The 26429-nt window shown below is 41.9% G+C and carries 27 protein-coding genes; 13 read left to right on the top strand and 14 right to left on the bottom strand.

Annotation, left to right across the window (positions count from 1 at the left end; all coding sequences use genetic code 11):
- The first annotated feature begins 128 nt into the window (after positions 1-128).
- The 3 genes from HCR01_RS21815 to HCR01_RS21805 all read left to right on the top strand — a co-directional run bounded on the left by HCR01_RS21815 (position 129) and on the right by HCR01_RS21805 (position 1570).
- A complete protein-coding gene (locus HCR01_RS21815; protein ID WP_193198158.1) occupies positions 129-749 on the top strand; it encodes an SHOCT domain-containing protein in 621 nt (206 codons plus the stop codon).
- Positions 750-899: 150 nt separating this feature from the next.
- A complete protein-coding gene (locus HCR01_RS21810; RefSeq protein WP_193198157.1) occupies positions 900-1151 on the top strand; it encodes a DUF2281 domain-containing protein in 252 nt (83 codons plus the stop codon).
- Complete coding sequence (locus HCR01_RS21805; protein WP_193198156.1) at positions 1148-1570, top strand: type II toxin-antitoxin system VapC family toxin; 423 nt, start codon at positions 1148-1150, stop codon at positions 1568-1570. The genes HCR01_RS21810 and HCR01_RS21805 overlap by 4 nt, the downstream gene beginning before the upstream one ends.
- A 93-nt stretch (positions 1571-1663) precedes the next feature.
- Here HCR01_RS21805 and HCR01_RS21800 read toward each other — a convergent pair whose 3' ends face one another.
- Positions 1664-2458, bottom strand: coding sequence for a DUF2993 domain-containing protein (locus tag HCR01_RS21800; RefSeq protein ID WP_193198155.1), 795 nt, complete (start codon positions 2456-2458; stop codon positions 1664-1666).
- Positions 2459-2839: 381 nt separating this feature from the next.
- Between HCR01_RS21800 and HCR01_RS21795 the strand changes: the two genes are divergently transcribed.
- Both HCR01_RS21795 and HCR01_RS21790 read left to right on the top strand, forming a co-directional pair.
- The gene (locus HCR01_RS21795) at positions 2840-4168 is read left to right on the top strand and encodes a hypothetical protein (protein WP_320073152.1); all 1329 of its coding nucleotides are present in this window, start codon (positions 2840-2842) and stop codon (positions 4166-4168) included.
- Between the two features lie 172 nt (positions 4169-4340).
- The gene (locus HCR01_RS21790) at positions 4341-4943 is read left to right on the top strand and encodes a Uma2 family endonuclease (RefSeq protein WP_193198154.1); all 603 of its coding nucleotides are present in this window, start codon (positions 4341-4343) and stop codon (positions 4941-4943) included.
- A 115-nt stretch (positions 4944-5058) separates the two neighbouring features.
- Here HCR01_RS21790 and HCR01_RS21785 read toward each other — a convergent pair whose 3' ends face one another.
- The 5 genes from HCR01_RS21785 to glyA form a co-directional block, all read right to left on the bottom strand.
- Entirely contained in the window at positions 5059-5280 is a 222-nt protein-coding gene (locus HCR01_RS21785) for a type II toxin-antitoxin system HicB family antitoxin (RefSeq protein ID WP_193198153.1), read from the bottom strand.
- Positions 5277-5534, bottom strand: coding sequence for a type II toxin-antitoxin system HicA family toxin (locus HCR01_RS21780; RefSeq protein ID WP_193198152.1), 258 nt, complete (start codon positions 5532-5534; stop codon positions 5277-5279). The genes HCR01_RS21785 and HCR01_RS21780 overlap by 4 nt, the downstream gene beginning before the upstream one ends.
- A gap of 294 nt (positions 5535-5828) precedes the next feature.
- The gene (locus tag HCR01_RS21775; RefSeq protein ID WP_193198151.1) at positions 5829-7079 is read right to left on the bottom strand and encodes a competence/damage-inducible protein A; all 1251 of its coding nucleotides are present in this window, start codon (positions 7077-7079) and stop codon (positions 5829-5831) included.
- A 68-nt stretch (positions 7080-7147) separates the two neighbouring features.
- Entirely contained in the window at positions 7148-8194 is a 1047-nt protein-coding gene (locus HCR01_RS21770; RefSeq protein WP_193198150.1) for a glycosyltransferase family 4 protein, read from the bottom strand.
- 175 nt (positions 8195-8369) lie between these two features.
- Positions 8370-9653: a serine hydroxymethyltransferase gene (gene glyA, locus HCR01_RS21765; protein ID WP_193198149.1), complete on the bottom strand. Its 1284-nt coding sequence runs from the start codon at positions 9651-9653 to the stop codon at positions 8370-8372.
- Between the two features lie 546 nt (positions 9654-10199).
- On the opposite strand from glyA, the gene HCR01_RS21760 reads away from it, so the two are divergent.
- On the top strand, positions 10200-10397 hold the full coding sequence (locus tag HCR01_RS21760) for a hypothetical protein (RefSeq protein ID WP_193198148.1): 198 nt from the start codon (positions 10200-10202) through the stop codon (positions 10395-10397).
- An 81-nt stretch (positions 10398-10478) separates the two neighbouring features.
- Positions 10479-10955, top strand: a complete 477-nt coding sequence (locus HCR01_RS21755) for a Tic20 family protein (RefSeq protein ID WP_162398429.1) — start codon at positions 10479-10481, stop codon at positions 10953-10955.
- 3 nt (positions 10956-10958) lie between these two features.
- On the opposite strand, the gene HCR01_RS21750 is transcribed toward HCR01_RS21755, so the two are convergent.
- Positions 10959-11732 (bottom strand): fumarylacetoacetate hydrolase family protein, encoded by a 774-nt coding sequence (locus HCR01_RS21750; RefSeq protein ID WP_193198147.1) that lies wholly within the window; start codon positions 11730-11732, stop codon positions 10959-10961.
- A 402-nt stretch (positions 11733-12134) separates the two neighbouring features.
- On the opposite strand from HCR01_RS21750, the gene rpsF reads away from it, so the two are divergent.
- The 3 genes from rpsF (at position 12135) to HCR01_RS40075 (ending at position 13731) form a co-directional block, all read left to right on the top strand.
- Positions 12135-12464: a 30S ribosomal protein S6 gene (gene rpsF, locus HCR01_RS21745; RefSeq protein ID WP_162398427.1), complete on the top strand. Its 330-nt coding sequence runs from the start codon at positions 12135-12137 to the stop codon at positions 12462-12464.
- 256 nt (positions 12465-12720) lie between these two features.
- A complete protein-coding gene (locus HCR01_RS21740; RefSeq protein WP_193198146.1) occupies positions 12721-13281 on the top strand; it encodes an Npun_F5560 family protein in 561 nt (186 codons plus the stop codon).
- A gap of 318 nt (positions 13282-13599) precedes the next feature.
- The gene (locus tag HCR01_RS40075; protein WP_264299931.1) at positions 13600-13731 is read left to right on the top strand and encodes a hypothetical protein; all 132 of its coding nucleotides are present in this window, start codon (positions 13600-13602) and stop codon (positions 13729-13731) included.
- A 149-nt stretch (positions 13732-13880) separates the two neighbouring features.
- On the opposite strand, the gene HCR01_RS21735 is transcribed toward HCR01_RS40075, so the two are convergent.
- Positions 13881-14234: an STAS domain-containing protein gene (locus HCR01_RS21735; RefSeq protein ID WP_193198145.1), complete on the bottom strand. Its 354-nt coding sequence runs from the start codon at positions 14232-14234 to the stop codon at positions 13881-13883.
- Between the two features lie 489 nt (positions 14235-14723).
- Here HCR01_RS21735 and HCR01_RS21730 point away from each other — a divergent pair, with 489 nt between their 5' ends.
- On the top strand, positions 14724-15356 hold the full coding sequence (locus tag HCR01_RS21730) for a DedA family protein (protein ID WP_162398424.1): 633 nt from the start codon (positions 14724-14726) through the stop codon (positions 15354-15356).
- Positions 15357-15424: 68 nt separating this feature from the next.
- Here the strand turns inward: HCR01_RS21730 and HCR01_RS21725 are convergent, their stop codons facing one another.
- From HCR01_RS21725 to HCR01_RS21705, 5 genes are all read right to left on the bottom strand, one after another.
- Complete coding sequence (locus HCR01_RS21725; RefSeq protein WP_193198144.1) at positions 15425-16627, bottom strand: argininosuccinate synthase; 1203 nt, start codon at positions 16625-16627, stop codon at positions 15425-15427.
- A gap of 377 nt (positions 16628-17004) precedes the next feature.
- Positions 17005-17583, bottom strand: a complete 579-nt coding sequence (locus HCR01_RS21720; protein WP_320073151.1) for a PEP-CTERM sorting domain-containing protein — start codon at positions 17581-17583, stop codon at positions 17005-17007.
- A gap of 54 nt (positions 17584-17637) precedes the next feature.
- Positions 17638-19587 (bottom strand): alkaline phosphatase, encoded by a 1950-nt coding sequence (locus HCR01_RS21715; protein ID WP_193198143.1) that lies wholly within the window; start codon positions 19585-19587, stop codon positions 17638-17640.
- Between the two features lie 43 nt (positions 19588-19630).
- The gene (locus HCR01_RS21710) at positions 19631-19867 is read right to left on the bottom strand and encodes a hypothetical protein (RefSeq protein ID WP_226889522.1); all 237 of its coding nucleotides are present in this window, start codon (positions 19865-19867) and stop codon (positions 19631-19633) included.
- Positions 19868-20022: 155 nt separating this feature from the next.
- Positions 20023-21000 carry a cation diffusion facilitator family transporter gene (locus HCR01_RS21705; protein WP_193198142.1) on the bottom strand — a complete coding sequence of 326 codons (978 nt, stop codon included), beginning with the start codon at positions 20998-21000 and terminating at the stop codon, positions 20023-20025.
- Between the two features lie 842 nt (positions 21001-21842).
- Here HCR01_RS21705 and HCR01_RS21700 point away from each other — a divergent pair.
- Positions 21843-22397 carry a PEP-CTERM sorting domain-containing protein gene (locus HCR01_RS21700; protein ID WP_193198141.1) on the top strand — a complete coding sequence of 185 codons (555 nt, stop codon included), beginning with the start codon at positions 21843-21845 and terminating at the stop codon, positions 22395-22397.
- Between the two features lie 258 nt (positions 22398-22655).
- On the opposite strand, the gene HCR01_RS21695 is transcribed toward HCR01_RS21700, so the two are convergent.
- Positions 22656-24869, bottom strand: a complete 2214-nt coding sequence (locus tag HCR01_RS21695; protein ID WP_193198140.1) for a PhoX family protein — start codon at positions 24867-24869, stop codon at positions 22656-22658.
- A 451-nt stretch (positions 24870-25320) separates the two neighbouring features.
- Between HCR01_RS21695 and HCR01_RS21690 the strand changes: the two genes are divergently transcribed.
- Positions 25321-26280 carry a glycosyltransferase family 2 protein gene (locus tag HCR01_RS21690; protein ID WP_193198139.1) on the top strand — a complete coding sequence of 320 codons (960 nt, stop codon included), beginning with the start codon at positions 25321-25323 and terminating at the stop codon, positions 26278-26280.
- Positions 26281-26429 lie beyond the last annotated feature (149 nt).

Below are 26429 nucleotides of genomic sequence, written 5' to 3'. Positions count from 1 at the left end.
TGTGATTGACTTTTTTGCACAAGCACTGCTGGCTAATTCTAATAATTATCTGTCTCGCCCATCTCTGCTTCCTAAATATTAGACCTGAATCCTTACCTAAAAAGTTCCTTAAGAGTCTATCCGTTAAAGTGGGATATTCTCAGGGCTATATTTATTTTCAACTGTCAGGTTTAGCCAAAGAAATTAGTCTTTTTGAAGCTAGTAACAGTGAAAACGCCGTTACTTTTTTAAATGAGAAAATCAAAGATTTTGATAAAGCAAAAGAAATTCTTGTCCAAAAACTGAATCCGCAAAAGTATGACAATGTATTTGAAGGGCGAAGTGGAACTCTAATTCTAACCGAAACAGGAATTATTCTTAAGAGAAGCGGAGGTTTACTAAGCGGTCATACTTCTGGGGAGAAAAATATTCCTTATAAGAATATCACTGCTGTGCAATTTAAGAGGGCAGGTTTCACTGTAGGCTTCATTCAATTTACCCTTCAAGGGGCAGGAGAAGCCAAACGAGGGGTATTTGAGGCTGTTACAGATGAAAATACAGTTACCTTCGCCACCGAAGAAAAAACGAGGGAATTTGAAATAGCAAAAAATATAATTGACGAAAGAATCATTACATCTAACAGTGCTAGTTCTATATCTCAGAGTACCAATGATTTTGAACAGTTAGAAAAGTTAGCAGCTTTGAGAGATAAAGGGATTATTTCTGAGGCAGAGTTTCAAGCCAAGAAGAAACAGATTCTTGGTTTGTAATCTAAAAAGAGGCATGAAATAAGCTAATTCACCTCACGCCTGACTTAGGAAATAGCTAGTTATCTCACAATTGTCAACACTCCGCTACTATCTGTGTCAATTAAGGCAGTTGGATTTAAACTTGAAGTGATGAGACTGGAGGAAAGACTAATGACTCAAGCTATTGGTCTAGAGCAAATTATTACCCAAAAGGTAAAAACCTTATCAAGAGAAAAACAGCAGCAAGTCCTTGACTTTGTAGAATTTCTGCAATTGAAATCACTAACAGTGGAGTTTAAGCACTATGATGGCACGCCAATGTCTGCTTTAGAAGCAGCAGGGGATTTGGTAGGCTGTGTAGATTCTGGCCCTGGAGATCACTCAACAAACAAAGAGTATCTTAAAAGACAATTAGCAGAATGAAGCAAGAGGTACTGCTAGATACAGAGGCAATAGTAGCTTTAGTCAATCGTCGAGAGCAGTTTCATCAGTGGGTGACAAATCAGTTCAAACAAATTGAACCACCTTTGTTAACTTGCGAAGCAGTGATCACAGAGGCTTGTTTTCTCTTACAAAATGTTTATGGAGGGGAAGCAGCAGTAATTTCTTTTTTGCAAAAGGGAATTATCCATCCCCCATTTCGCTTGAATGAAGAAGTTTTTGCTGTCGAGGAGTTGATGCAGCGTTATCAGTCTGTACCAATGTCATTAGCAGACGCCTGTTTAGTGAGGATGGCACAACTGTATCCTAAAAGTGAGTTGCTCACATTTGATAGCGATTTTAGAATTTATCGTCAAAATCGGAATCAATTGATTTATGTGATTATGCCAGAGGAAATGTGAGCAGAGGGTTCAGCCAAGATACCTCAATCAAACCCCAGTCAAACAATTCTGATAAGTTATTCAGCAAATTAGGAGACATCTAAACTTTTAATATCAAGCGCTACGTGGAATACGTTCAATTTCAGCATATCCACTGAAAATTAGTTTTTGACCCTCGGTTTCCAGTCGGTTGAGCCGCATTTTCACTCCATCAAGGTCAAACCGATCTAAATCGACCATATTATCCAAAATTTCCACAAGTGCCACGCTCAAGGTCTGTGAGATTTCTCTTTGCGCTTCTGGAACACGGTCAAGTTCCATTTTTGGGTCTTTAAAAGAAACCCGCCGCCGCCTTTCAATGCCTATAGTTACGGTCATACTCAGCGGTACAATTTCTCCATTATTTAAATCTGCCTTTGCTGAAATCTGTAAGCGATTTTCAGGCAATAGCTGTACTTGGACTTCCGTAAAGGAGACTGGTTTACCTCCAGATAATTCTGTCAAGGCTGGTAGAGAGAGATTCAACAGGCGCTTTTTCACCAGTTCAGCATTAAAAGCCTGGTTGATGCCTGCTTCTGATAAAATTACCTGGGCGATCGCTTGGGTGGATTGCTTAAGACTGAGTTTTCCACTTAAAACCGAGCCAAAATCAATAGCAACTGCATCTGTTTCAAAAGACATCTCCTCTACTGCAAAATCTCTCCGGATGACTAAGCCACGACCGCTCATTTTGAAGCTATCAATGCTGCCTTGCAACAGTTTGCTGGAGGGATAGCAGCGCACAAAGACTTCTACTGACTCGCTTTGGGTAAACAGGTGGCGAATCGTTTGGCTGGCGACTGTATTGAGCATCCGCTCTCCCCAATCAGTGCCTTTAGGATCTGTTAAACCAGTAAGTCCGCCGAACATGTGGTTTTGCGTTTATAGAAGTACTTTGTACTTTTGTAACAAACTGTGAAGAATACAGCAAGCGATCCCGTGATTAATTGTGCTGATGAGTAGGTACAGGATGACTAATGGTAACAAGTGAAATGTATCGAATATTACCACTTGTCTTGGCTAGCATTGCCTAAGAACTTCAGTAAGGAGTGTTATCAGTCCCTTGCACGTGGGAATACTGGAACAAGGTTATCAGTAAAATTCTCATCGCTACTAAACATGACACAATTAAATATTCTAGAACTTGCTAAGCAGGGCGATACAAATGCTATTAGTATTCTAGTAAATCAGTAGTTAAACTTACCCAGCATTACGGTAAAAACCAGTCTCAAACAAGATTGCTTACATATTGTGCTGGAATCAGCTAAAGTTTCAGAGCAACAGTCATTAGTTCTACTGATTCATGATGCATTGATTAATTTAGGTATCCAATATGTTAAAAAAGTTAAAATATATGGAAAAGAAACAGGCGAAGATTTTCCAGATTGGCAACAAGAGCTTGAGTTAAAAGTACAGCTAAATACACATTCATCAATAGCTCAAGCAAACTTTGACATTGCATGCTCCAATGCTATTACAAAAACAACAACAGATAGTCAATTGTCTCTACAAAAACCATCTTTTTTAGGGTCATTTTTTGGAGCAGTGTCAGGAAGAGCAGTAGGGAGTGCTGCTTTTCAAGCTGGACAAGCTGTCGCAGGAGCCGCTGTAGGTATTAGTGGTGTAGTTGGCGGTGCAGCTTTACAAGCAACGCAAGTGGCAGGGCAGGCATTAGCAATTGTTGGTAATAACCCTCCGTTGCAACTAGCAATAAAATCTCTAAATAAGGACTGGTTAAATCTTTTAATTCAACAGGTTGATGTAGTTAAAGCCGAGGCTTCTGTCAGAAAGTTACAGCATGAACACCCAAATGAACAACCAGCACAAATTTCTCACCATCTAATGCTGCAAAAAGCTGTTTTAGCAGGAACAACAGGGTTTGCCAGTAGTGTTGTACCAGGACAAGCAGCTGCAACGTTTGTAGTGGATTGGGCTGCTACAGCTGCATTATCGGTGGAATTAGTTTACCAAATTGCTGCCGCGTATGGCATGGATTTGAAAGATTCAACGCGTCAAGGGGAAGCTGTAGCAATTTTTGGTTTAGGGGTAGGTGGAAAAACAGCAATTAAAGCAGGTTTGGGGTTACTGCGAAATATGCCAGTAGCGGGAGCTGTTATTGGTGCTAGTTCAAATGCAGTAATGATCTATGCATTAGGTCATTCTGCTTGTCAGTTTTATCAAGCAAAGCAGAATCCATTAACTTTAGAGGCAACATTAGTAGATGCTCAAGTAGAGAGCAAAAAATATATTGAAGCTGCTATCTCCCAAGAAAAGATTATGGATCAGATTTTGGTTTACATCGTCTTAGCGGGAAATCCAGATAAATCTTGGAAAGATCTTTTGCCAGAATTACAGGCTGCGAACCTCAGTTCTGCTTCAATCGATGCGATCGCAGCTAATATAAAATCGCTACCATCTTTAGAAACCTTACTTGAGCAAATTAATAGTGATTTTGCTGTACCCTTACTGGCTCAATGTCAAAGAATTGCTCATCTAGATGGGGTAATTACACCAGCAGAAGCTAAGGTTATAGATTTTATTAACAAAAAGTTAAGCTGTGATTTGGCTGCAATCAAATAACTTAACATATTGCTGATAAAACTTTTCACCAAAGGCGATCGCAACCTCTACACAAAAATGCGATTATCAGTTCGCTATAGTAACGCGTTTACTTTAAACTATGAAAATGAATGCAAATTGATTTTAGAATCTTTGTAAAGCTTCCAGATAAGCGTAGGTTTGGGATAAAACAGTGACACAAGCCAACACACCTCAAGCTATTGCAGTCAATATTCCACCAACGTTAACACTTACAGTAACCCACGAGCAGTTAGTTGAGTTAGCGATCGCTAACCGAGATTTACAACTAGAACGAACTGTGACAGGAGAGCTAATCGTTATGGCTCCAACTGGAGGTATCACAGGCAATAGAAATTCAGATATTGAAGGACAACTATGGCTCTGGAATCGTCAAACAAAACTTGGTAAGACATTTAACTCTTCAACTGGTTTTCACCTCCCTAACGGAGCTGATCGCTCTCCCGATGCAGCTTGGGTGCGTCAAGACAGATGGGACGCTCTCACTCCAGAACAGCAAGATGGATTTGTCCCTCTTTGTCCTGATTTTGTACTGGAACTGCGTTCTAAAAATGACAATATGAAACCCCTACGAGCCAAAATGAGGGAATATATGGAGAACGGAGCTTGTTTAGGTTGGTTAATTGACCGAAAAAACAAAAAGGTAGAGATTTATAGGCAAGGTCAGTCTGTGGAGGTTATAAATAATCCCGTAAGCTTGTCAGGTGAAGATATTTTACCTGGGTTTATCCTAGATTTGACCGAAGTTTGGAAATAATTTTGAGAGTACTGTGTAAGCTAGTGCTTTTTAATATAGTTTGTCTGGTACTATAGTCTGCCACGAAGCGATCGCAACCTCTACACAAAAATGCGATCGCAGTACATCCATATAATCACGAGGCTATTTGGTAAATAGCAGGTCTATATCTCGGTTCAGGAATTGGTTTTTCCTCGATTTTGGCAGCCTCTAACCATGCTTCTTTTGCTTTTAAAACTTCACGAAGTGCTTCTTCTTCAGTTGAGCCAAATGCTGAACAGTATTTCAGATCAGGAATATCAGCAATGTAGCCATCATCTTCTTTACTGTAGAAGATATTAATGTGATAGTGCTTCATTCTTCATCCTCCAAAGTAAGCGCATATTTTTCGATCAAAATCAGAAATTGACGGATTTGATACGGAACAGCTTCGCCCTTTTGATTTTGCAAGTTAACAAGCTCAGGAATATCTTGGTGAGTAAAGATGTGGTGACTGCCATTAACGCGTGATAGAGAAAACCCAAATGCCTCAACCAGAGTAACTAGTTCATTAAATTGAATATTCTTGGAACCTGAAAGAACTTTCTCTAGTAATTTACGCTTTTTCGACATGTTTTACACCCTATCTTCGCCAGACTAGAAGTGCATAGACGCGGAGCGGTGAGACAGCGCTGCGAAGAGAAGTTGGAGCGGAGGCTTCCTCCACTCCAAACTTCGGAAAGGGTTTCCAACGCCAGTCGCTCATGGGGAGCCACTGCGTAGGGCGGGTTCCCCGACTTGAAGCAAGTGGCGTGGAAACCCCCAAGACCACGCTGGCTCCTCCGCAGGCGACTGCGTTCGCCTTTGGCGTGCCGGAGGCATCACCCAAAGGGCTTGTGATCAGACATCGCACCCTTCCCTACTTCCCTACCTACTTAACAATCTTCGTCGCAAACTATCCAAAGCTGCATTCGCACTCACATGACGAATGAGAGCACGTCCTCGCGCTGCACCAAACTGATACTCAAAACTTACCACTTCATCTTTTGGCCCAGCTAAACCGATGTAGACTAAACCCACCGGCTTAGCATCCGTCCCCCCAGTTGGGCCAGCAATACCAGTAATACTTAATCCCCAAGTGGTTGAAAGGCGAGTTTTTACCCCAAGTGCCATTTGCTCTGCGACAGTAGCACTTACCGCCCCAAATTCATCTAAGTCTTCCTGGTTAACCCCCAGTAGTCTAACTTTCACCGAATTATCGTAAGAAATTACCCCACCCCAAAAGTAATCAGAACTACCAGAAATCTCTGTCAACATTTGCCCCAGTCCACCGCCAGTGCAGGATTCTGCTACAGAAAGGGTTTCCCCCGATGCACGCAATAACTGCCCAACTACGGTAGCAAGTGTGTCATCATTAGCACCATAGTAATCCAGTCCGGCAATTTCTTTGATTTGTTTCTCAATGGGCGCGATAAAAGCCTCTGCTGCTGCTTCTGAAGTTGCTTTTGCAGAAACTCGCAGTCTTACTTCCCCCTTACCTGCATAAGGTGCAACTGTGGGGTTTGGCAAGTTCAAATAAGAAGCAACCTTTTCCGCCAAAACTGATTCACCAATGCCCCAAAACTTTAAACTTCGGCTGTAAATAATTTCTTTACCCCAACCTTGGCTTTTCAGAAAAGGGACAGCAGTTTCTTGCCACATGCAGTGCATTTCACTGGGAACACCAGGAAAAGTAAAAATCGTTATATGAGGACGGGGTTGCCAGATGATGCCGGGTGCTGTTCCAGTGAGGTTGGGTAAAATTTCTGCACCTTGGGGAATCAATGCTTGCTTGCGGTTGCTAGGAGACATAACCCGACCGCGTTGAGCAAATTTCTGAGCTATGTCTTCGATAATTTCCGGGCGTTCTACCAAAGGGGCATTAAAGAAATCGGCAATGGTTTCACAGGTGAGGTCGTCTGGTGTCGGGCCAAGACCACCAGTAAAAATGAGAATTTCCGCTCTTGAGATAGCAATTTCTATAACTTGCTTGAGTCGTTCTGGATTATCTCCAACTACAGTTTGATAATAGTGGGGAATACCTAGCTGCGCTAATTGTTGCGCCAGAAATTGAGCATTGCTGTTAAGGATATCTCCCAGCAGCATTTCAGTACCAACACAAATAATTTCTGCACTCATCAGATTTTATATTTTAGGCTTTAGATTTTAGATTCTAGATTTTAGATTGAATCCAAAATTCAAAATCCTTAAGATTGTCGAGACAATTTCCAAACACGCCAAATAGCATAACTTAGCAGCGTGGTTGCACCCCAGGCGTAAGCAATACCACTAGGTATACCAGCAATAGCTAATGCTAAACTCCCAACCCACAACGTTAAAGAGTAAATAAATAGAACTGTCAGTCTGTGGGATAAACCAGCATTTAGCAGTCGGTGGTGCAGATGGCGTTTATCTGCCACCCAAGGCGATTTACCACGGCGAAGTCGCGCCAAAATCACTGCTGACATATCGACAATCGGCACTGCCAAAATCAGATAAGGTAATAACACTGCGGTGAAAGCAGGAATTTTTACCAGACCAATTACACCCACAGCCGCTAGAGTGAATCCCATAAAATAAGCCCCGCCATCTCCCATAAAGATTTGTGCGGGGTTGAAGTTATAGCGGAGAAATCCTAGCGCTGCACCAGCTAAGGCCGCGGCGATTAAAGCTGCTGCTGGTTGCCGCATAAACAGGGATACAACCAACATAACTACAGCGGCAATTCCAGACACACCAGCAGCTAATCCATCTAAACCATCAATCCAGTTAATAGCATTGACCATCCCCACTAGCCAAATGACTGTGATTGGCAAACTTAGCCAGTCCAAATCAACTATCCCGACTGTGGGAATGCTAATAAAATCTATACTTACGCCTGCTTTCCATGCACCGGATGCCACAATAACTTGCATCAGCAGGCGCGTCAAGGGAGACAGATTTAACAAATCGTCAGCTAAACCGATGAGAAAAAAACCAAGACCGCCTAAAGTAACACCCCAAACTTGCCACTCTTTTTCAGCTGGCAGATTTCCAAATCCACCCAACCACCAAATAAGTATTAGGGAGGTTATGGTACCTACGAAGATAGAAACTCCTCCCAGGCGTACCATTGGGCGCTGATGGACTTTGCGATCGCCAGGTTGATCTACACGTCCACTTTTTATGCCTATATTTTTGACATCAGGCGTAGTCCAGAGAACGACTACTGCGGCGACAAGGAAGGCAATCAGATGATAAATCTGAGGAGTCATCTGTATCTTCAAATAAGTAGCTTGTAAGACAAAAATGTGCCGAGGAATATATTTACCTATATCTACTACATTTCAGACACTTTTCAGCATAAGAATTTTAGATTAGGGACTGGGGACAAGGTGAATAAATAATCAATACCCAATACCCAATCCCCAATCCCCAATCCCCAATACTCTATGCTAGGGCTGGTACAGAAATTTGCTGATGAGGGTATAAAGGGAAGCGATCGCACAATGTTGCCACTCGTTGTCGGCAATCTTGAGCAACTATCTCCGAATCTGGGGAAAGCAGGCGATCGGCAATAATATTCCCAATTTCAGTAAATTCCTTTACTCCTAAGCCTCTAGTTGTCATTGCTGGAGAACCTAACCTCAGACCGCTAGTCACAAATGGCGACTGCGGATCAAAGGGAACTGTATTCTTGTTAGCAGTAATATTCACACCACTTACCAGCTGATCCGCTTGCTTACCCGTCAGACCGATAGACTGTAGATCAACTAGCATTAAATGATTATCAGTGCCATTTGACACCAATTTTAAGCCCCGGTTTTGCAGTTGATCTGCCAAGGCACGAGCATTTTCTATCACTTGAGCCGAATAGGCTTTAAACTCTGGCTTCAAAGCTTCTCCAAAAGCTACTGCCTTTCCAGCAATCACGTGTTCTAATGGCCCACCCTGGCTACCAGGGAAAACAGATTTATCTAGCTTTTTACCCAGTTCTGCGTCGCGGGTCAAGATTAAACCACCTCTGGGGCCGCGTAGAGTTTTATGGGTAGTTGTTGTTACTACATCACAATAAGGAATAGGGTCGGGATGAAGACCAGTGGCGACTAAACCAGCAATGTGAGCAATATCCGCCAATAAGTAAGCACCGATTTCATCAGCAATACTACGAAACTTTTCAAAGTCAATGACACGAGGATAAGCTGAATAACCACAAATCAGCAGCTTCGGACGCTCCTTCAACGCCAGATCCCGAATTTGCTCATAGTCTAGTTGTTCTGTTTGTTGGCTAACACCATAGTGGCGAACTTGGAACCATTTACCCGAAACATTTACAGGGGAACCGTGGGTAAGATGTCCTCCATGAGACAAATCCATCCCCATAATGGTGTCTCCTGGTTCCAGTAAGGTTAGGAACACTGCAAAATTCGCCTGTGCGCCGGAATGGGGCTGTACATTCGCATGGGCGGCACCAAACAAGCTTTTAGCACGGTCGATCGCCAGTTGCTCGATTTTGTCTATAAACTCGCAACCGCCATAGTAGCGTTTTCTAGGCAATCCTTCGGCATATTTATTTGTCAATACAGAACCTTGAGCCGCCAGTACAGCAGGGGAGGTAAAGTTTTCACTAGCAATCAACTCTAGGTGATTGCGTTGACGTTGTAGTTCTTGGTTAATTAGCTCTGCAATCGTAGGATCGGCAGAGGCGAGAAAGTCTGAGTTAGTCCTAGTCACTTTAACTATCCTTATGGAAAATTGCACAACGGTTAATTTTGGTCAAGCACAGCAGTTAAGTAAGAGTCCACAGTCAAGGGTCTTATAGTTTAATATTTTTTGACTACTATACAGATGCGATAAATTGCTTCTGTACTATTGACGCTTACTAGTGCCGACTTATTTATTATTAGATACCTATCCAATTAATGTGTTAACTATCATCAGACTCACTGGAGTGTAGAAACTCCGAAGTAGAATTCATAGGAATGCAATCGATACCACTGACTGTTTTTGCTAATATTTATGTATCATTTTTTCTAAATATCTTAATCTCTAACACACACAACATACAATAGGTTAAGGTTCGCTTAGCAATTTTTTCTTAACTATCCACATTTTTGCTAGAAAGAGTGCATTAGGTTGCTCTTATGTGGCCTCCGCCATCGAAAATCCACTAGTTGACGACGCGCTCAATCAGCCTGAACCTGCTCTCTGGATTGCTACAAAGGGTGTTCTTCCCGGAGTTAAATGTGGGTAACAATGAGGATTTACAGGAGGGATTCGATGCTAGTCATCTTATTAGAAGATCAGATCCTTGCCCCTGAAAAGGTTTGTCAGTCTTGTTTACTCGCCGATGGAAGTGGGCAACCTCGCTGGGGTGGGGGTCAACTGCGCTGCGGTCAAGCCATTCGCAAACTCATGGAACAGCAACCTGACCAGTATGAGTGTATGATGGGTTTCCGCATTGCGTATATAGAATAATCGCATTTGACAGCAAGACTTAGTAACTGCGTTATCCTAGGCTCAAGTAACTGTTGAAATTTAACCACAGGAGAACGCATAATGTCTTGGCGCGGGTCTACGACGGTTTCAGATCGGATTTTTGCTTGCTTACCTTATCTGCTTCCCCTAATAGAAGTTTTTGTATTCGGGAGATTTTTGCTAGCAGAGTTTCCACCTCTGCAACTGCTTTTTCTGCCGCTTCTGCCGTTGCTAAGAATTTACTACGGCGTCCGCTACGCAGGATTGATTATTTTCTTTGCTTTATGGCTGTTGGTAGTAAGAAACGAAAAAATTAGCCACTTTATTCGTTTTAACACCATGCAAGCAATCCTTTTGGACATTATTATCTTTTTGTTTAGTATCCTGACTGATCTTGTCGGACTAGTTCCCAGCAGTGGTTTTGCTATCCAAACCCTCTACACAACTATTTTTATCGGCGTAGTGGCAGCGGTTGCATATTCTGTTATCCAGTCTTTGCTTGGGCGTTATGCAGAAATTCCGGCTGTTTCTGATGCAGTTTATATGCAAGTGCGCTAGTTATTAACGGGCAGCCACGATGTTCTCTAGGCGACCAATACCTTCAATTTCTATGCGGACGCGATCGCCTACAAGTATTGGGCCCACCCCAAATGGCGTACCCGTTAATACTAAATCCCCTGGGAGCAGCGTCATTACCTGACTAATATAAGACACCAGAAAATCGGGGGGAAATACCATCTGATCAATACAAGTAGACTGTACTGGATTAGGCCCGTCATTCAAGAAAGTCTGCAATCTGGCTCCGGGATTCAATTCTCGCACAATCCAAGGGCCCAAGGGACAGAAGGTATCAAAACCTTTGGCTCGTGTCCATTGACCATCCCGTTTTTGTAAATCCCGCGCTGTCACATCATTGGCGATAGTATAACCCCAAATTTTAGTTTGGGCTTCCTCTGGAGTACAGTCGAAAGTGCGATCGCCAATCACCACTGCTAATTCTCCTTCGTAATCTACTCGTTGCGAATGGGGAGGATACTTAATTTCTGTCTCAGACGGAATAATGGACGTAGGCGGTTTAAGAAAGATTAATGGCTCAGAAGGCACGGGAGTTCCCATCTCTGCCGCATGGTCTGCATAATTCTTACCCACCGCCACAATTTTTGAGGGAGCACAGGGGGCCATAATTTGGTAATTTTCCGGTGTTAAAGTTAAATCAGTGGGTTGCCCTTGCAACCAGGGCGGAGCATCTAGCACCTGCACATTGAGGGATAGTTGTAGTAACCCGTAGTAAATCTGTCCTTCTTGATTTTGAACTCGCACATAGCGCTGCGCCATAACCTTGATCAATATCCTTTTGTCTGCAATTAAAAGCTGTGAGCTGTTACAATCCTCGGTTAGCTTTTTGATAAATCAGTTGAGCCGACAGTCACCAATAGAGCCTTAAGCCTGAAACTGATTGTTATAAATGCTATTGGCTAAACTAATAGTCTGATAAATTTGCTGCTGATCACCAAAAGCTAAATTCTTACTTAACTCAAGAAAATTGAGGGTCGGCTTCCAACCTATTTCTTATTAGAGATCCAAACTTCAGCGATTTGAGTTAATGATTCAAATTTAAAACTGGTAAGATTATAGTTCCTTGTTGCTTCAGATGTTGATTAATACTCGTATTGACTATCACAGTCAATGTATAAATTAACGTCAGCAGCCATTTTGCCCATAAGGAGACTGAAAATTATGACAACCGTTTACGAAACAATGTACATCCTTCGTCCTGACCTAGGAGAAGAACAGGTAGAGCAAGCAATTACGAAATACCAGAACTTGCTCCGCGAACAAGGGGCCGAGGATATCCAAATTCAAAATCGCGGGAAGCGTCGTCTCGCTTATGAAATCAAAAAGCACCGCGACGGCATCTACATTCAGTTCAACTACATAGCACCTGCAACTGTAGTGGCGCCCTTAGAACGTGCCATGCGTTTGAGTGAAGAAGTGATTCGCTACATGACAATTAAGCAGGAAGTTCAAGAAGCAAAACCCGCTAAAGTAGGGGCTGCAACTGAGTAAGTATGAGTGACTAGGGATTGGGAAACTCCGAAATCCTTTAAAGAGAAGGGGTAATCGGGACTAAAAACTGAATTCTTCCCGATACCCAATTCCTAATATTCAGTCCCTAATTACAAGTAAACTAAAAATTTTTTTGCCTTTATACTTTTTCGTGACTCATCTGGGAATGCTAAATTAACAAATACTTGCCAACGGCAGTACTACCGCAGTTATACCTAAAAGTGGACAAGATTCTGAATGGGAGCTGTAAGCCACTGTGAGTCAATCTGATACACCCAACATCCAAGCTCTCTCTACGGAAGCATCGCAGCTGCGCCAAGAGTTGCAACTTCGCGATCAGTTAGTACAACAGCTATCTCAAGAACTCTTCCGGCTGGTAAAGGGTAATACTAATTTTATGCCCCAGCGGACTGAGCCTGAGCGTGATCTGGCTCAGTTGCAAGCTTTGCGAGAACAACTCCAAGCTGTTGAGCAGCAGGTTGCGTTCTATCAAGAGCAAATTACATCTCGTGATGTAGAAATTTACCAATTGCGGCAATCAGTCCAAGAACTCACTGATCGCAGTCGGATGTTGGAGCAAGTAGTTCAGGAGTTACCTCAAATTTACCGTCGTAAGTTTGAGGAGCGCATGACTCCAGTGAGAGAAAAGGTGGCAATCTTACAACGGGAAAACCGCCAACTTCAAGCAGAGCTGCAAAGTGTGAGTTACCGTTTAGCACTCAAAACCCGCAATGCTAGTCATAGCGGTATTGATTTGCCGAATTTTCCCCGCCCAGCATCGGGACAAAGTAATATTTCCACTCCCCAGAATGCTTAAAGTTTTGTTAGTAATTGGATAGAGAGGTCTATTTCATTTTTTCCAAGCTTCGCAGGCTGGAAGATTTTCTAGTATTTAGTCCGCGCACAGAGAAGTCTGAGCGGACTTGGTTTAAATAGGCGTACCCTAAAGGGTGTATGCTTTACAAAAGAATTAAACAGCCCTGTGAGAGATAATTTTAATTCGGAATTGACTATGCCCCCTACGCTTGATTAGGTTTATTTGGCGAAGTATCTTGAAATTATCTAAGTAGTTCTGTTAGATGCAAAGTAAATACTTCAAGAAAATCTAAAAAGGCTTTCCCTAAAGAGGTGGAAAGTGTCGCAAAATATCGAATTTGATTGGACTTACTTGGTTGACTTCCCGCTTTACGTGCTTCATCTGGCATCGAAATCCAAAAGTCAGATTAATTCATCTGCCATTAATACCGCCAAGCTACAAAGCGATTAGTTATCAACATTCTGCTCTAAATCAAGAGAAAATCAGACTGCTAGCACCAGACTATTATCTCCAAAAATAGTGAGAATGTATTTGTAAGCATTACAAATTACAAACATTGCTTGACTCCGCCATCCATCTTTAGGTAGATTTCTTAAGAGTTAGTCTGCTAGCACCAGACTGTCATCTTTGACGTTAGTAAGAATGTCGTCGTAAGCGTCGAAAATTTCAAACACTGAATCTAGCTGGGTGAGTTCCAAAATCAACCGTACAGGGGCCTGTACATTACAAAGAACCAAGCGACAACCACTCTGACGTGCAGCTTTGAGTCCTTGTACCAAGGGAACTAACCCGGAGCTATCCATGAAATCTACTTCCGCTAGGTCGATAACCCATAGTTGATCTGGCTGAGGAACTACTCTAGCCATCTGTTCGCTCAAAGCCATTCCACCTTGCAAGTCTATGCTTTGTTGGGGCTTGAATAAAATCACTTGAAGTTCTTGTGTGAGAGTCATAAATGTAACTGGGTAGTTGAAACACTTTACAAGCAATTGAAAAGTGACATCAATACTGCTTCTATCTCAACAGCAAAATGACTGTCGTGCCCATATATATGGGGACTTGCAGCAATGCAGTTGAAGTGGTTTTCAGTATTCATGCCGTATAATTTGTCTTAACTCTCCTCAATATAGGCATAAGCGCCTATGAATTTCAGTAGCAACCGTATCTTTTACGATATTTTTATAATTTACCCGCATATTTATAAATTTTTTATAAATAGTGTACTACTTTTTATTAGTTAAGTATGTAGTTGTGATAATCGATGCTAATAAATCAATAGTCAATACCCAAAAGTTAATAGTTACCATAGATTAGAAGCTATGGACAATTAACTCATAGAGTATGAAATTGATAAATCTGTGTGTTGGCTTGATTGACACCCCACCTCAAAACAAGCAAAGATGTAAAGTAAAAGTAAAAATTTGTAAAGGTGGCGGTGCGGGATGTCTTTAGAGCTAATTTCACTAGAAAACATCCAAGAAGTTGCCCACAGGTATGGCTACTTAGCAATTTTTTTGGGAATTTTGTTAGAAAATTTAGGTATTCCCCTTCCGGGTGAAACCGTGACCTTAGTGGGCGGATTTCTGGCTGGTAGTGATGAACTAAATTTCTGGCTGGTTCTCGGTGATGCAATTATGGGTGCTGTAATTGGCGGCACTTGTGGCTATTGGATTGGTAGAGTTAGCGGTTGGCCTTTCTTAGTAAAAGTTGGTAAAGTATTTCGGATTTCCGAAGTACGACTGCTGAACATTAAAGAACAATTTACTCAAAATGCTGCTAAAGCTGTATTTTTTGGGCGTTTTTTCGCATTATTACGAGTTTTTGCTGCGCCATTAGCTGGTATAGCCGAAATGTCTTTCGGGAAATTCTTTTTATACAACTTGTTAGGGGCAGTTACTTGGGCTAGTCTGATGGTGACATTAGCTTTCTTTGCTGGCAAAATTATTTCTTTAGAACAATTGGTTGCCTGGGTGGGTCAATTTGCGATCGCAGCGTTACTAATTATGGTGGCGGTCATTGTTATACCCTTGTGGCTGGAATCCCGCCAAGTTAAAGAAGTTAGTAGTGAGAAGTAACAAGTAATGAACCAGGAGTCAGGAGTAAAGTAATTTTCTTTTAACTTTTAACTCCTAACTCCCAATTGTTAACTTCTAGTTTGCTGTGACCAAATGCGAGTTGGTAGACCCCAAACGTAGATAAAGCCTTCAGCGGCTTTGTGGTCAAATTGGTCTTCAGCGCCGTAAGTTGCTAAATCAGGACTGTAAAGAGAATTTTCGCTCCAACGCCCGACTGTCGTAGCGTTGCCCTTGAAAAACTTCACTCGCACAGTTCCCATCACTTGCTCTTGTGTCTTTTGAATAAAGGCATCTAGTGCGGCTTTGAGTGGACTGTACCATAAACCGTTGTAAACAATTTGAGTGTAAGTTTCTTCAATGCCACGCTTGTAATGGGTGACATCTGCTGTTAGAGTCAAGCTTTCTAAATCTCTGTGTGCTTGAATTAGCACCAACATAGCGGGTGATTCGTAGATTTCCCGTGATTTGATGCCCACTAAGCGGTTTTCTATCATATCGATCCGCCCGATACCGTGATTTCCCGCCATCTGATTGAGTTGTTCAATTAACTCAACTGGCTTTTTGGGTGTACCGTTGAGAGTTGTTGGAATACCTTTGTTGAAACCAATTTCGATGTACTCTGGTTCGTTGGGGGTGTTAGCGATCGCTTTAGTCATCTCATAAACTTCTTCTGGTGGTTCAACTGCTGGATCTTCCAACACACCAGTTTCAATGCTACGACCAAGTAAATTCTTGTCAATACTGTAGGGTGAAGATTTTTTAACTGGTGAGGGGATGCCAAATTTTTCACCATAGGCAATTGTTTCCTCACGGCTCATCCCCCATTCTCTGGCTGGTGCAAGTATCTTCAGATTCGGGTTAAGGGCGGCAATAGAGACATCAAAGCGAACCTGATCATTACCCTTGCCAGTGCAACCGTGAGCGATCGCATCAGCACCATATTTTTGGGCTGCTTCTACTAATATTTTGGCAATCAGCGGACGAGCAAGGGCTGTTCCCAGGGGATAGCGATTTTCGTAAAGAGCGTTGGCTTGAATTGCTCCAAAGGCATAATCTTCAACAAAGCTGTCTTTGACATCCGCCACTAGGGATTCACTTGCACCCGATTTCAAAGCTTTTTCTCGGATTGGCTCTAATTCATCTCCCTGACCTAAATCTGCTGCTAGCGTAATTACCTCTTCTACACCCCACTCTTGCTTAAGGTAGGGGATGCAAACTGATGTATCCACTCCCCCAGAATATGCCAGGACAACCTTTTTGGCGCGACCCATTGATTTCTCCAACTAGGAAAACAAAGAATGAGTCATTATTATATCTAACTAATACATGTATATTTTCTGCATGAATAAACCTGTTTAGGAATTAGCCTCAAACTCACAAGGCGCTATCCCTTTGGATGGATTTTTCAATACTTTTAATCCTAAATTCTGAGTATTTGTCAAATTTTGAACACAGGCGATCGCTTCTATTTATATTTATATAAAACTTTTTTATATGGCTTTTAAACTATCAATGTTCACGAGGCTGAATCATAGCCATCCTACACATTAGTTTTAAATGCTAGAAATTGGTTGCAGGGTAGATAATTCCACCCTGCTTTAAGTAGATGCAAATAAACTGCCTAAAACTTTATTCTTGATAACTTAGTTCAAGCTTTTGTGCTTGATGGTCTGGAAGATGCTATTTTTTTACGCACCAACAAACCTAGCCCAAACATACACGACCCAAGCATAAAAGTTGGCTCAGGAACACTGGTATAACTGACGAACTCAACACCCGCATCAGTCAAATCATTCCGATTAATAAAATTTTCACGGTAGACTTCAAAAGTACCAGGTGTAAATTGTAATCCCAATCCCCCTTGGTTAGGAATTTTTCCTGAAAAGTCAGTTAAAACCGACGCTAAAGGATCATCTGCTTCAGTATATGACTGGCCGCCGTAGGTAGCAAAAAGCTTTAAGCCTTCTGAAATCGTTACTTCTTGATCGTCTGCTGCTGCTTGGTCGAATAAAAAAGTACCTTTCAGAGTTTTACTAGTGTTAGAAAAATCATAAATGAGGATTGCAGCTTGGGCAGGCATAATTTCCCCTACCGCAAAAATCATAGCAGTCCCCACAGTTACACTTGCTAATTTTTTGAACATGGAGTCAATCATTTTTTCCTTTGATAAATGAACAGTCGCAAAAATACCGAAATGGTTTGATGAGACAGAGACGTGATCATACACGTCTCTGCAATATGAAGCTTTTCAGTCAGTGTTAAGTGCAGCGCTCTATGAATCTCACGGACTTGTGAGCGCAGTTTTCATAGCCTGAAAAATGTGACTCTGATCAACCACTCCTCGAATACCAGGCGCACTGTATGTACCAGAGCTATCTGTGAACTTGACATCTTGGCCTAAGAATCGAGTCAGAGTTGATGAGTAAGCACCTTGGTAGTAAACAGGTACAATTCTTCGGCTGTGACTACCCCAGAGGTACTTGTAATTAGGATCTGATCCCCAGAAGTGACCAGCATCTTTAGGATTGTGCTTGCTGAAGGTGATGTCCTTAGCGTTATATTTCAAGCCTCTAGCTAGACTTGGCTCAGGATTTGCAGTCAGTTTCGAGGCAAAGTCATTGTTGAGAGTCAGGTAGTGGTCATGGTCAGCAGTCACTAGTAGCAGGTTTTTGCTCCAACCACCATGATTTTCGATCCAAGTCATAACTTCTTGAACTGCCTTGTCAAAATCATTCATGGTACCAATTAGGTTATCCATGTTGTTGTCATGAGCAGCCCAGTCTATGTCACCTCCCTCAACCATCAACCAGAAGCCATCTTTGTCCTTACCTAGAACAGTTAGAGCGGCTTTAGTCAAATCAGCTAGAGTCGGATTTTCGTTAACTTCTCTAGCAATAAAGCTGGCGTCTGTTTCACCAGGAGCCAGAGGGCGGACAGTATCAGGTGTGGGGCCAGAGGTCGGGTTCCCTACTGCATCAAGGACAGGAACACAATCTCCAGCTGTACCAGGAATTATCTGACCTGATGCACAAGGATTTTCTGGAGTTCCACCCTTGACAACGGAGCTATAGACTGAGAAGTTATCCAGACCTGTCAGACTGTAGTCTCCCTTAGAGGAACTAGTAGGAATATTGCCATTTTGTCCACGAGCGCCGTATAGACCGAATAATTTACCTCCCTTATTCGGGTCGATTTTAGCAGCCGTGTTTAGGAGTGTCTTTGTTGCATTAGAACCACGTTCTAAAAAGGTGTAGCCGTAACGATTGGACGTGGGGTTATTCTTCAGATGCTCGTAAGTGTCTTGTGTAATGTACGTATATTTCTCGACTGGGCCTGTACTTTCTCTATTTTCAAAGTCTAGGGGATGACCGCCACCCAACAAAACATTAGGCTGAAAGTTTAGCAATGTCTGTTGCAAAATACTGTCTTGGTTGGACTTGGTGGGGTCATAAACACTGTCGTACTTGCTACGACGATTTACGAAAGAAGCCGCAGCACCAGGTGTTGCGTGGCTAATGGGTACAGAAGTAACCAAACCTGTAGACTTACCTTTTTCTTTGGCAATTTCCAAGACGGTTTTCAACTTCTTCTCGTAAATGTCTACGCCCATCGCGTTGTTAAAGCTCTTTACGCCTGTATAAAGAGTTGTGGCGGTGTTAGCAGAGTCGGGATAACTGTACTTGATGTACTCTTTGTCGTACTTACTAGGAGTAGCAGGGGTCAAAGGAATCCAGGGAACAGGCCCGCCTTTACTTGTGTCATAACCTGCCAAGTTACCTTCTGCTAAGCTATTGCCATCAATGCGATCGCCAGGGTTAAAAGGAGTAGGTTGGAATGAGAAGTTAGGACGAACAGGACTTGCACCCGTGAGTATCTCAGACCCATCCAAAGCAGAGTTACCTGTTAAGTGAGGCTGATCTGTTGGTGTTTCTGGTGTATTTCCCTGAATTGTTGTGCCGTAAGTGGTCACTAATCCATATCCAGTCAGATTTTGAAAGCTCAGACCAGAGCCTTTCCCACTAGTGTAAAAGGGAGCGCCTTTGGCAATAGCAGCAGCCCGCGCCATCTCCCAACCCATACCATCGCCAATCATGATAATTACGTTAATTCCATTACCAGCGGCCAAGGTCGGCTGAAAAATAGAATTACCAAATATCAGCAGAACGGTACAAAGAAGGCTGGCCATAGCAAAGGCTAGCGATCGTTTGTACTTTCTTAAAAATGAAATCATTACAGTACGCCTTCTGGTTAATTGAGTAAGTTTGAGCGGCTAACTATTGATAAAAATTGGATTCCAGATGACTAGTAGCAAAATCTGGATACGCAGCGATCGCCCTTGGCTGAGTAGAGTTCTTAACAATAGTTGGGTTATAAGCAGCAGCAGGTTGTTGATTTGTTGCGCCTAATGACAGCAGAATTGCAAGAACTAAACTGGATATGAACCAAGCCAATGAGCGTTTGTATTGTTTGAGTAATAGAATCATTTGGGATTTTTGAAGTAAAGCTATCATCAGAAACCTTCTAGTAAATAAATGAGTGATACTCGGCGGGCAATAACTATGCTTGGATAAGTAAGAAAATGCCAATAAGCATCATGTTTAAACTTGAAATATAAGTAAAGGCAAAAATTAATTTTGCCGAATAACGTTTAGCTATTGCTCTAGCTTCAATGTGTTTTTGCGGACAACATTAACGCTATATTTTGCTTAAATAAAGGATGAATGGGGATTTTTGAGGGATTTTTACAGCTCGTTATTTGCAAAGTTACTTCAGTAATATTAAAAGTTGTTTGCAGATGATTTTGTAATTTACTGAGTAAGCGATCGCGTTCCCAAATCGTTGCACATTCTACTGTTAAATTGGCACAAAGCATTGTCTGATTTGAGCTAATTGTCCAGATATGAAGTTTTTCTACTTGAATAACATCAGGAAATGATTTGAGAGATATTTCTACCTCAACTGGCTCAATTAATTCCGGTGCATACTCCAAAAAAATTTTCATGCTTTCCTGGACTAAAGGCAAAGCACTCAAACCAGTAAAAGTTGCAACTACTAAACTGATTGCAATATCTGCCCACCACCAATCCCAAAAATGAATTACTAAAGCAGCAAGTATTACACCAAGGGAACTAGCTGTATCTGCGATGACATGAAGCAAAGCCCCGCGTAAGTTTAAGTTGTTATGAGTGTAAGGATGAAGCAAACTAATGTTGAACAGATTAACGATTAAACCTAACACTGCGATTCCTAACATTGGTAAGCCTAAAATTGTTGCTGGACTTTGCCAGCGTTGAATAGCTTCCCAAGCAATAAAAGTAGCGATCGCAATCAAAATCAATCCATTCAGCAAAGCTGCTAAAACTTCAATACGTTGATGTCCGAATGTTGCCTTTTTTTTAGCTGGTCGCTGTGCTAAAAAACTAGCAAACAGCGATATTACTAAAGCCGTTATATCCGATAAAATATGCTCTGCGTCAGCTTGTAAAGATAGGCTTTGACTCCATAAACCTACACTCCACTCAGTAATAAAGAAACTAGTAAGTAAGCCTACTATTATCCACAGAGTTTTAGTATTTCGCTGATTTTTAATTATTTGTTCAGAACTATTCGCGCAGGCACATTCACCCCATTGAAGTGAGAGCATTAATCAAAAGCCTTTGTAAACTATGGTGTTGATTTAGTTTAAAACTTAAAAATTTATTATCTTGGTTTTAATGTTGGAATATAAATTTTTAAGAATATTTAATGGCAGGCTATGTTGCAGATTTACTTATTTTTTTGAATATATATTCTAAATACAATAAATTTTTAATTGGAATATATAAAGACTATAAAAAATTTATCTCAGATAGTTTAAGAAATAGTAATGATTTGTTTAAAAATAATAAATTAAAGTAGATTAATGCTCATTATTAATGGCAGATAAGGCGGTAAAAATTCTATTAGTATTCATTCTTCATTTGACCTGGGTTGGATAAGCAATGCCCCTATGTGTAGCAGTAATATAGACAATCAACACTTTCTTGTTGCACTACTCTAAACTCTACAAATGTATTTTAAGAATAAGAATCTTTTTCAATCAATTCCATAACAGCCAGATAAAATTTGAAAGACCGTAAGCTTCTAATTTGTATGGATTACTAAATATTTTTGTCAGCTTGATTCACAATCTCGAACATCAAAATAACATTTCGGATGAGAAAAGATTGCTAGCTGAGGTAGAGTTATTATCCACAATTAGTCTCCTTGTGGTTCTCTTGAAAGAAAAATTAAGGCGCTAACCTGCTGGAAGCCATTACACGCCCACTGGAGATACAGAGATCAGCAGAATATAAATTTACGCAAATTTTATATGTGGTTGATAAATATAAAGATTCGATGAAAATTATGTTTTGTTTGATATCTCTTAACCTAAATACACTGGTTTAGAGCTTATTTAAGTGAAATTACACAACTATTCATTTTCTAGCTTTGGAGTATTTTCTGATGAAATTAGCCAAAAATTTTGGCATTGCTAGTGTTGCAGTTGCCATCTCTATCGCTGCTATTGATGCTAAACCAACACAAGCTGCTGTGATTGAGTACGATTTCACCGTTAATGCTATGTCTGGCAACAATCCGGGTCAGTATTACGGTTCTTTTGAATATGATGATTCGTCTTTAACTGGGGCAGGTATTGAAAACTTGGGTGTTGCGAATGGATTGGCAGTTACATTCAATTACTTGAATACTACCTATACAGAGAAAAATGATGAACTTTATGACTCTTTTCCTGTAGTCAGCTTTAACAATGGCAAGCTTTCGGGATTAAGCTATTTAGTTGCAGATAAGTTTTTGATTGGGAGTGGGGTAGACACTCCACAAATAGGAGGTAACAAATTTTATAGCATTATGAGTGGAGAATCTTTAGAAGCAATAGAAATAGGTACAGTTAGTTATTCTAAAGTACCGGAACCTTTTACTCTTGGTGGTACAGCGATCGCTGGTGCTATGGGAATGTGGATTAAACGTAAGCAGAAAGCATCAAAAGTGGCAAGCTAACTAAGTAGTACACCTCGAATAAAAATCTTGATAAAAAAATCCTTACCTCAACAGTGAGGATTTTATTTTTTGTATACACCGACGCAATTAACAAAATCGCCTTACCCCTGCCTGTATTACAGTTTAAGGATTAAGGCGATTAGTTATTTTTAACCAATAAAAGTCTTTAAGATACTTGACTGGTGGAAGTGCGATCGCTAAATAAATTTGCTCCTATTATCTTTACAGAAGAACATTTTTAAATTAGCTAATCAACATTTAAAGTCCACCGATGATACCACCATCATTGCGTGTGATCACAACTGTTGAAGAACGCGGACGTCCAGATGGGCCATAACCTTGACTGTGTGGCCAGTTACTAAATTCCGTAGGATTCGCGGGTTGCGAACCATCACCTGGGTGCTGGATATTAATAAACATCGCTTTGCCGTCAGGTGTGGTGACTACGCCAGTTACCTCACAGTTTGTTGGGCTGGTCAAGAAGCGTCTAATCTGTTTAGTATTGGGGTCAGCACACATCATCACGTTGCTACCAATGTTTATCCAATCGCCAAGACCATCACCTGCCTGGTCAGTTTGAATCCAGAGGCGGCCGAAGTCGTCGAACCAAAGACCATCCGGTGCTCCGAAGTCGTCGCCTTTTATGTTACCGACAAGATTTGGTTCGGAGTTAGATTTATCGCCACACTCAACGAAAATATCCCATCTGAAGGTAGTAGCTTTGACGCTGCGCCCATCCTCACGCCAGCGAACAATGTGACCATAACGGTTATCAGGACGTGGGTTAGCAGCATCGACAGGAGGACGTGCAGTAGCCGCGCCTGTAGTACCATCTGGATTGTTTGAGGAAACTGGCTCTGTTCCGCGACGACTATTGTTTGTCAATGTGCAATAGACCTCAATCTCTCTAAATCCGCCAATCCGAGGACGCACCGCAGTCCACTCTGGGCGATCCATCATTGTCGCACCAACTCGATCAGCAGCCTGTCGTGTCTTGACAAGCACTTCAGCTTGGCTTCTGAAACCGTTTTCGGGTGTTAGACCACGCTGTCCGTAGACTAAAGGAAGCCACTCGCCAGTACCATTGTCCTTGAACTTGGCGACGTAAAGAATACCGTTGTCGAGCAAGTCGCGGTTAGCATCACGATTTTGCGGATTTAAAGGTTTGGCGCAAACGAACTTGTAGATGTATTCATTGCGCTCGTCATCGCCCATGTAGAAAGCAACATAGTAGTTGTCATCAACAACGTACTGAGCACTCTCATGCTTGAATCTGCCCAGTGCTGTGCGCTTTACGGGTTTACTTTGTGGATTATATGGATCAATCTCAACCACCCAGCCGAACAAATGGGGTTCGAGCGGATTTGTGCTGGCATCGAAACGTGGATCAACTTCATGCCAGCGATAGCCGAACCCTGATGTTGAAACGCCATACCGATTCTGTCCTGCCAAGATCTCAGACTTTTCGATCCCTGGAATTGAAACTACATCTTCCGTAGGGTTAGCAAAGTAGCCGTTCCAGTTCTCTTCACAGGTTAGGTAAGTGCCCCAAGGTGTATGACCGTTAGCGCAGTTATTGAGCGTACCGTATGCGGTATGGCCATCGTTTAGCGTCCCGGTGTCAACAGAGCCACTCGGCGTGATTGAAAACTTCTTTGATTTCAACAGCGCGTTACCTGCGGCAGGCCCCGAAACTCGAATTTCGGTATTGCCGGTGATGCGGCGACCATAAGACGAATTGCGATTGAAGCTCCAGCTATTGCCATTCTTGAATATCTCTACAACAGAAACGCCGTGAGCAGCTTGAGACTTGCGTACCTTTTCAATCGTGACTTTCGAGCCGGGTTGCCCAACTGCGGGTGTAGTTTCTGTTGCTGGAGTGAAGGTCAGACCGTCAGGATGAAGAATCTCTTCTTGAGTATATTCATGGTTCACGCACAGCAACCCGCGATTGAGTGGCTGGTTTAAAAAACTCCTTGCTGACCTTCTTAATGAACTTAACGTCTGGCCAATAAAACGCTCTTGTGGGAGGGGGAAGTAATACATACCATCCGCGTGCATACCAAACTGCTTTTCCTGGGCCGCAGCATTCTGCGAGGCATTTGATAGCCAGTCCGGCGCACCAGGCATAATCGGATCACCCCAAGCAATCAGTACTTCGGCTTTATAACCAGCAGGAACACTAACAAGATCCTTTTCGAGGAGTCCTGTGGCTGGGTTGTTCAGATTTGGCGGGATGCTCTTGAAACCAATGCCACCAAATCCGGTTCCCTCTGGAATCGGAGTTGCCTCGACACTTTGAAGAAAGCCACTGATAGAAACATCGCCTAGAACAGTAAGCACTGAGGTACCTACAGCCGTCAATATGAAACGCCGGCGCTTCATACTAACGCGCTCAATCACATCACGAATTGACTCGTTACCGGATGGGTTGATCGTCTGATTGTTCTTGGGGTGAAGCGAACCTTTCATTCTGTGCTCTCCGTTTAAGGGTTACAAAATTGCTGTTGAGATCATTTCTTGATGACACGAGCAATCGAGTAAAGAAAAACTCTATAGATTTACATAAATTGCTCAAATATTTATTGAGTTTTCCTTCACTTTTAACAGCCAATAACCCGCAGTTAATATCAAGTTAAAACTGGCTGATGCTGCTCATACGTATAAAAATGATCAAGTTTGTATTAATTTAGGTAAAAACCATTAACATCAGGTTATGTATTGATTAATTGAAATTTATTAATAATTATTTTTGATGAAAAAATATACTTTTTGCAGTACAAATACTGCTTTTATTTTGAATATATATCTATATGTTTAAGACGTAATTTCAGCAAATTTTGTGGTATTTCTGAGCCTGCCATATCCATAAACAAAATCAGGTAAGGAACAGCGTCGGTGTCACAGCTGTCCTATCCTGGAGATGGATAACAGTGTTGTGGGTGAGACTGTGTTTTTCAGCGTTGTGATACCGACTTACAATCGCCAGCCGATTTTGTCAAAGTGCCTGCGTGCCTTGGAGGTGCAGGAGTTGAGTGCTGTAAGTTCAGTTACCAAGTACGAAATTGTCTTGGTAGATGATGGTTCTACTGATGGTACGTTGGAGTGGCTGGCAGCACACAAAGAAGAATTTCCCCATGTGCGATGGTTTGAGCAAGACCACGCCGGGCCAGCTGCGGCTCGAAATTTAGGGGTAAAACAAGCGCTGGGAGACACAATTATCTTTATTGATAGTGATTTAGTGGTGCTGTCGAATTTTCTGCAAGCTCATGCAGATGCATTAATGCAGGGAAAAGAGAAATTAGGAAGCGATCGCTTTTTCACATACGGTGCAGTTATTAATACTTGCAATTTCGATGACCCCACTGGCGAGCCTTATAAAATAACAGATTTTTCCGCAGCTTTTTTTGCGACAGGAAATGTAGCGATTCCTAAACATTGGCTAGAAAAAGCTGGACTTTTTGATACCATATTTCAACTCTACGGCTGGGAAGATTTAGAATTAGGTGTCAGGCTTAAAGAACTAGGTTTAATACTAATTAAATGTCCAGCAGCCGTTGGCTATCACTGGCATCCACCATTTAATTTAGAGCAAATTCCCCGTTTGATTGACCAAGAAATTCAACGCGGACGTATGGGAGTTTTGTTTTATCACAAGCATCCTACGTGGGAAGTACGGATGATGATTCAAATGACTTGGTTGCATCGCTTACTTTGGGGCATTCTGTCACTCAATGGCGTACTTAATGAAAGGACGATGGCCCCATTTTTACGATGGCTAATTCATTTAGGTAAACCTCAGTTAGCTTTAGAAATTGCCAGAATTTTCCTCAACTGGTACAACGTCAAGGGCGTGTATGAGGCTTATGCACAGATGAAGTGAGGAGCAAGGGGAGCAGGGGAAGAAAAATTACAATTGACTAATAACTCTTGACTCATTACTCAGTACTTCTTTACTCAGCACTTTTTCAAGTCAGAACTATCTCAAATATGCTAGCCTAGTATGGTTAACTAATCTCGCACATCCAGGAA

The sequence above is a fragment of the Nostoc sp. MG11 genome, assembly GCF_014904695.1.
Classification (GTDB): Bacteria; Cyanobacteriota; Cyanobacteriia; order Cyanobacteriales; family Nostocaceae; genus Komarekiella.
Note: the sequence above shows the minus strand (reverse complement) of the source record. Positions and strands in the feature narration are given on the sequence as shown.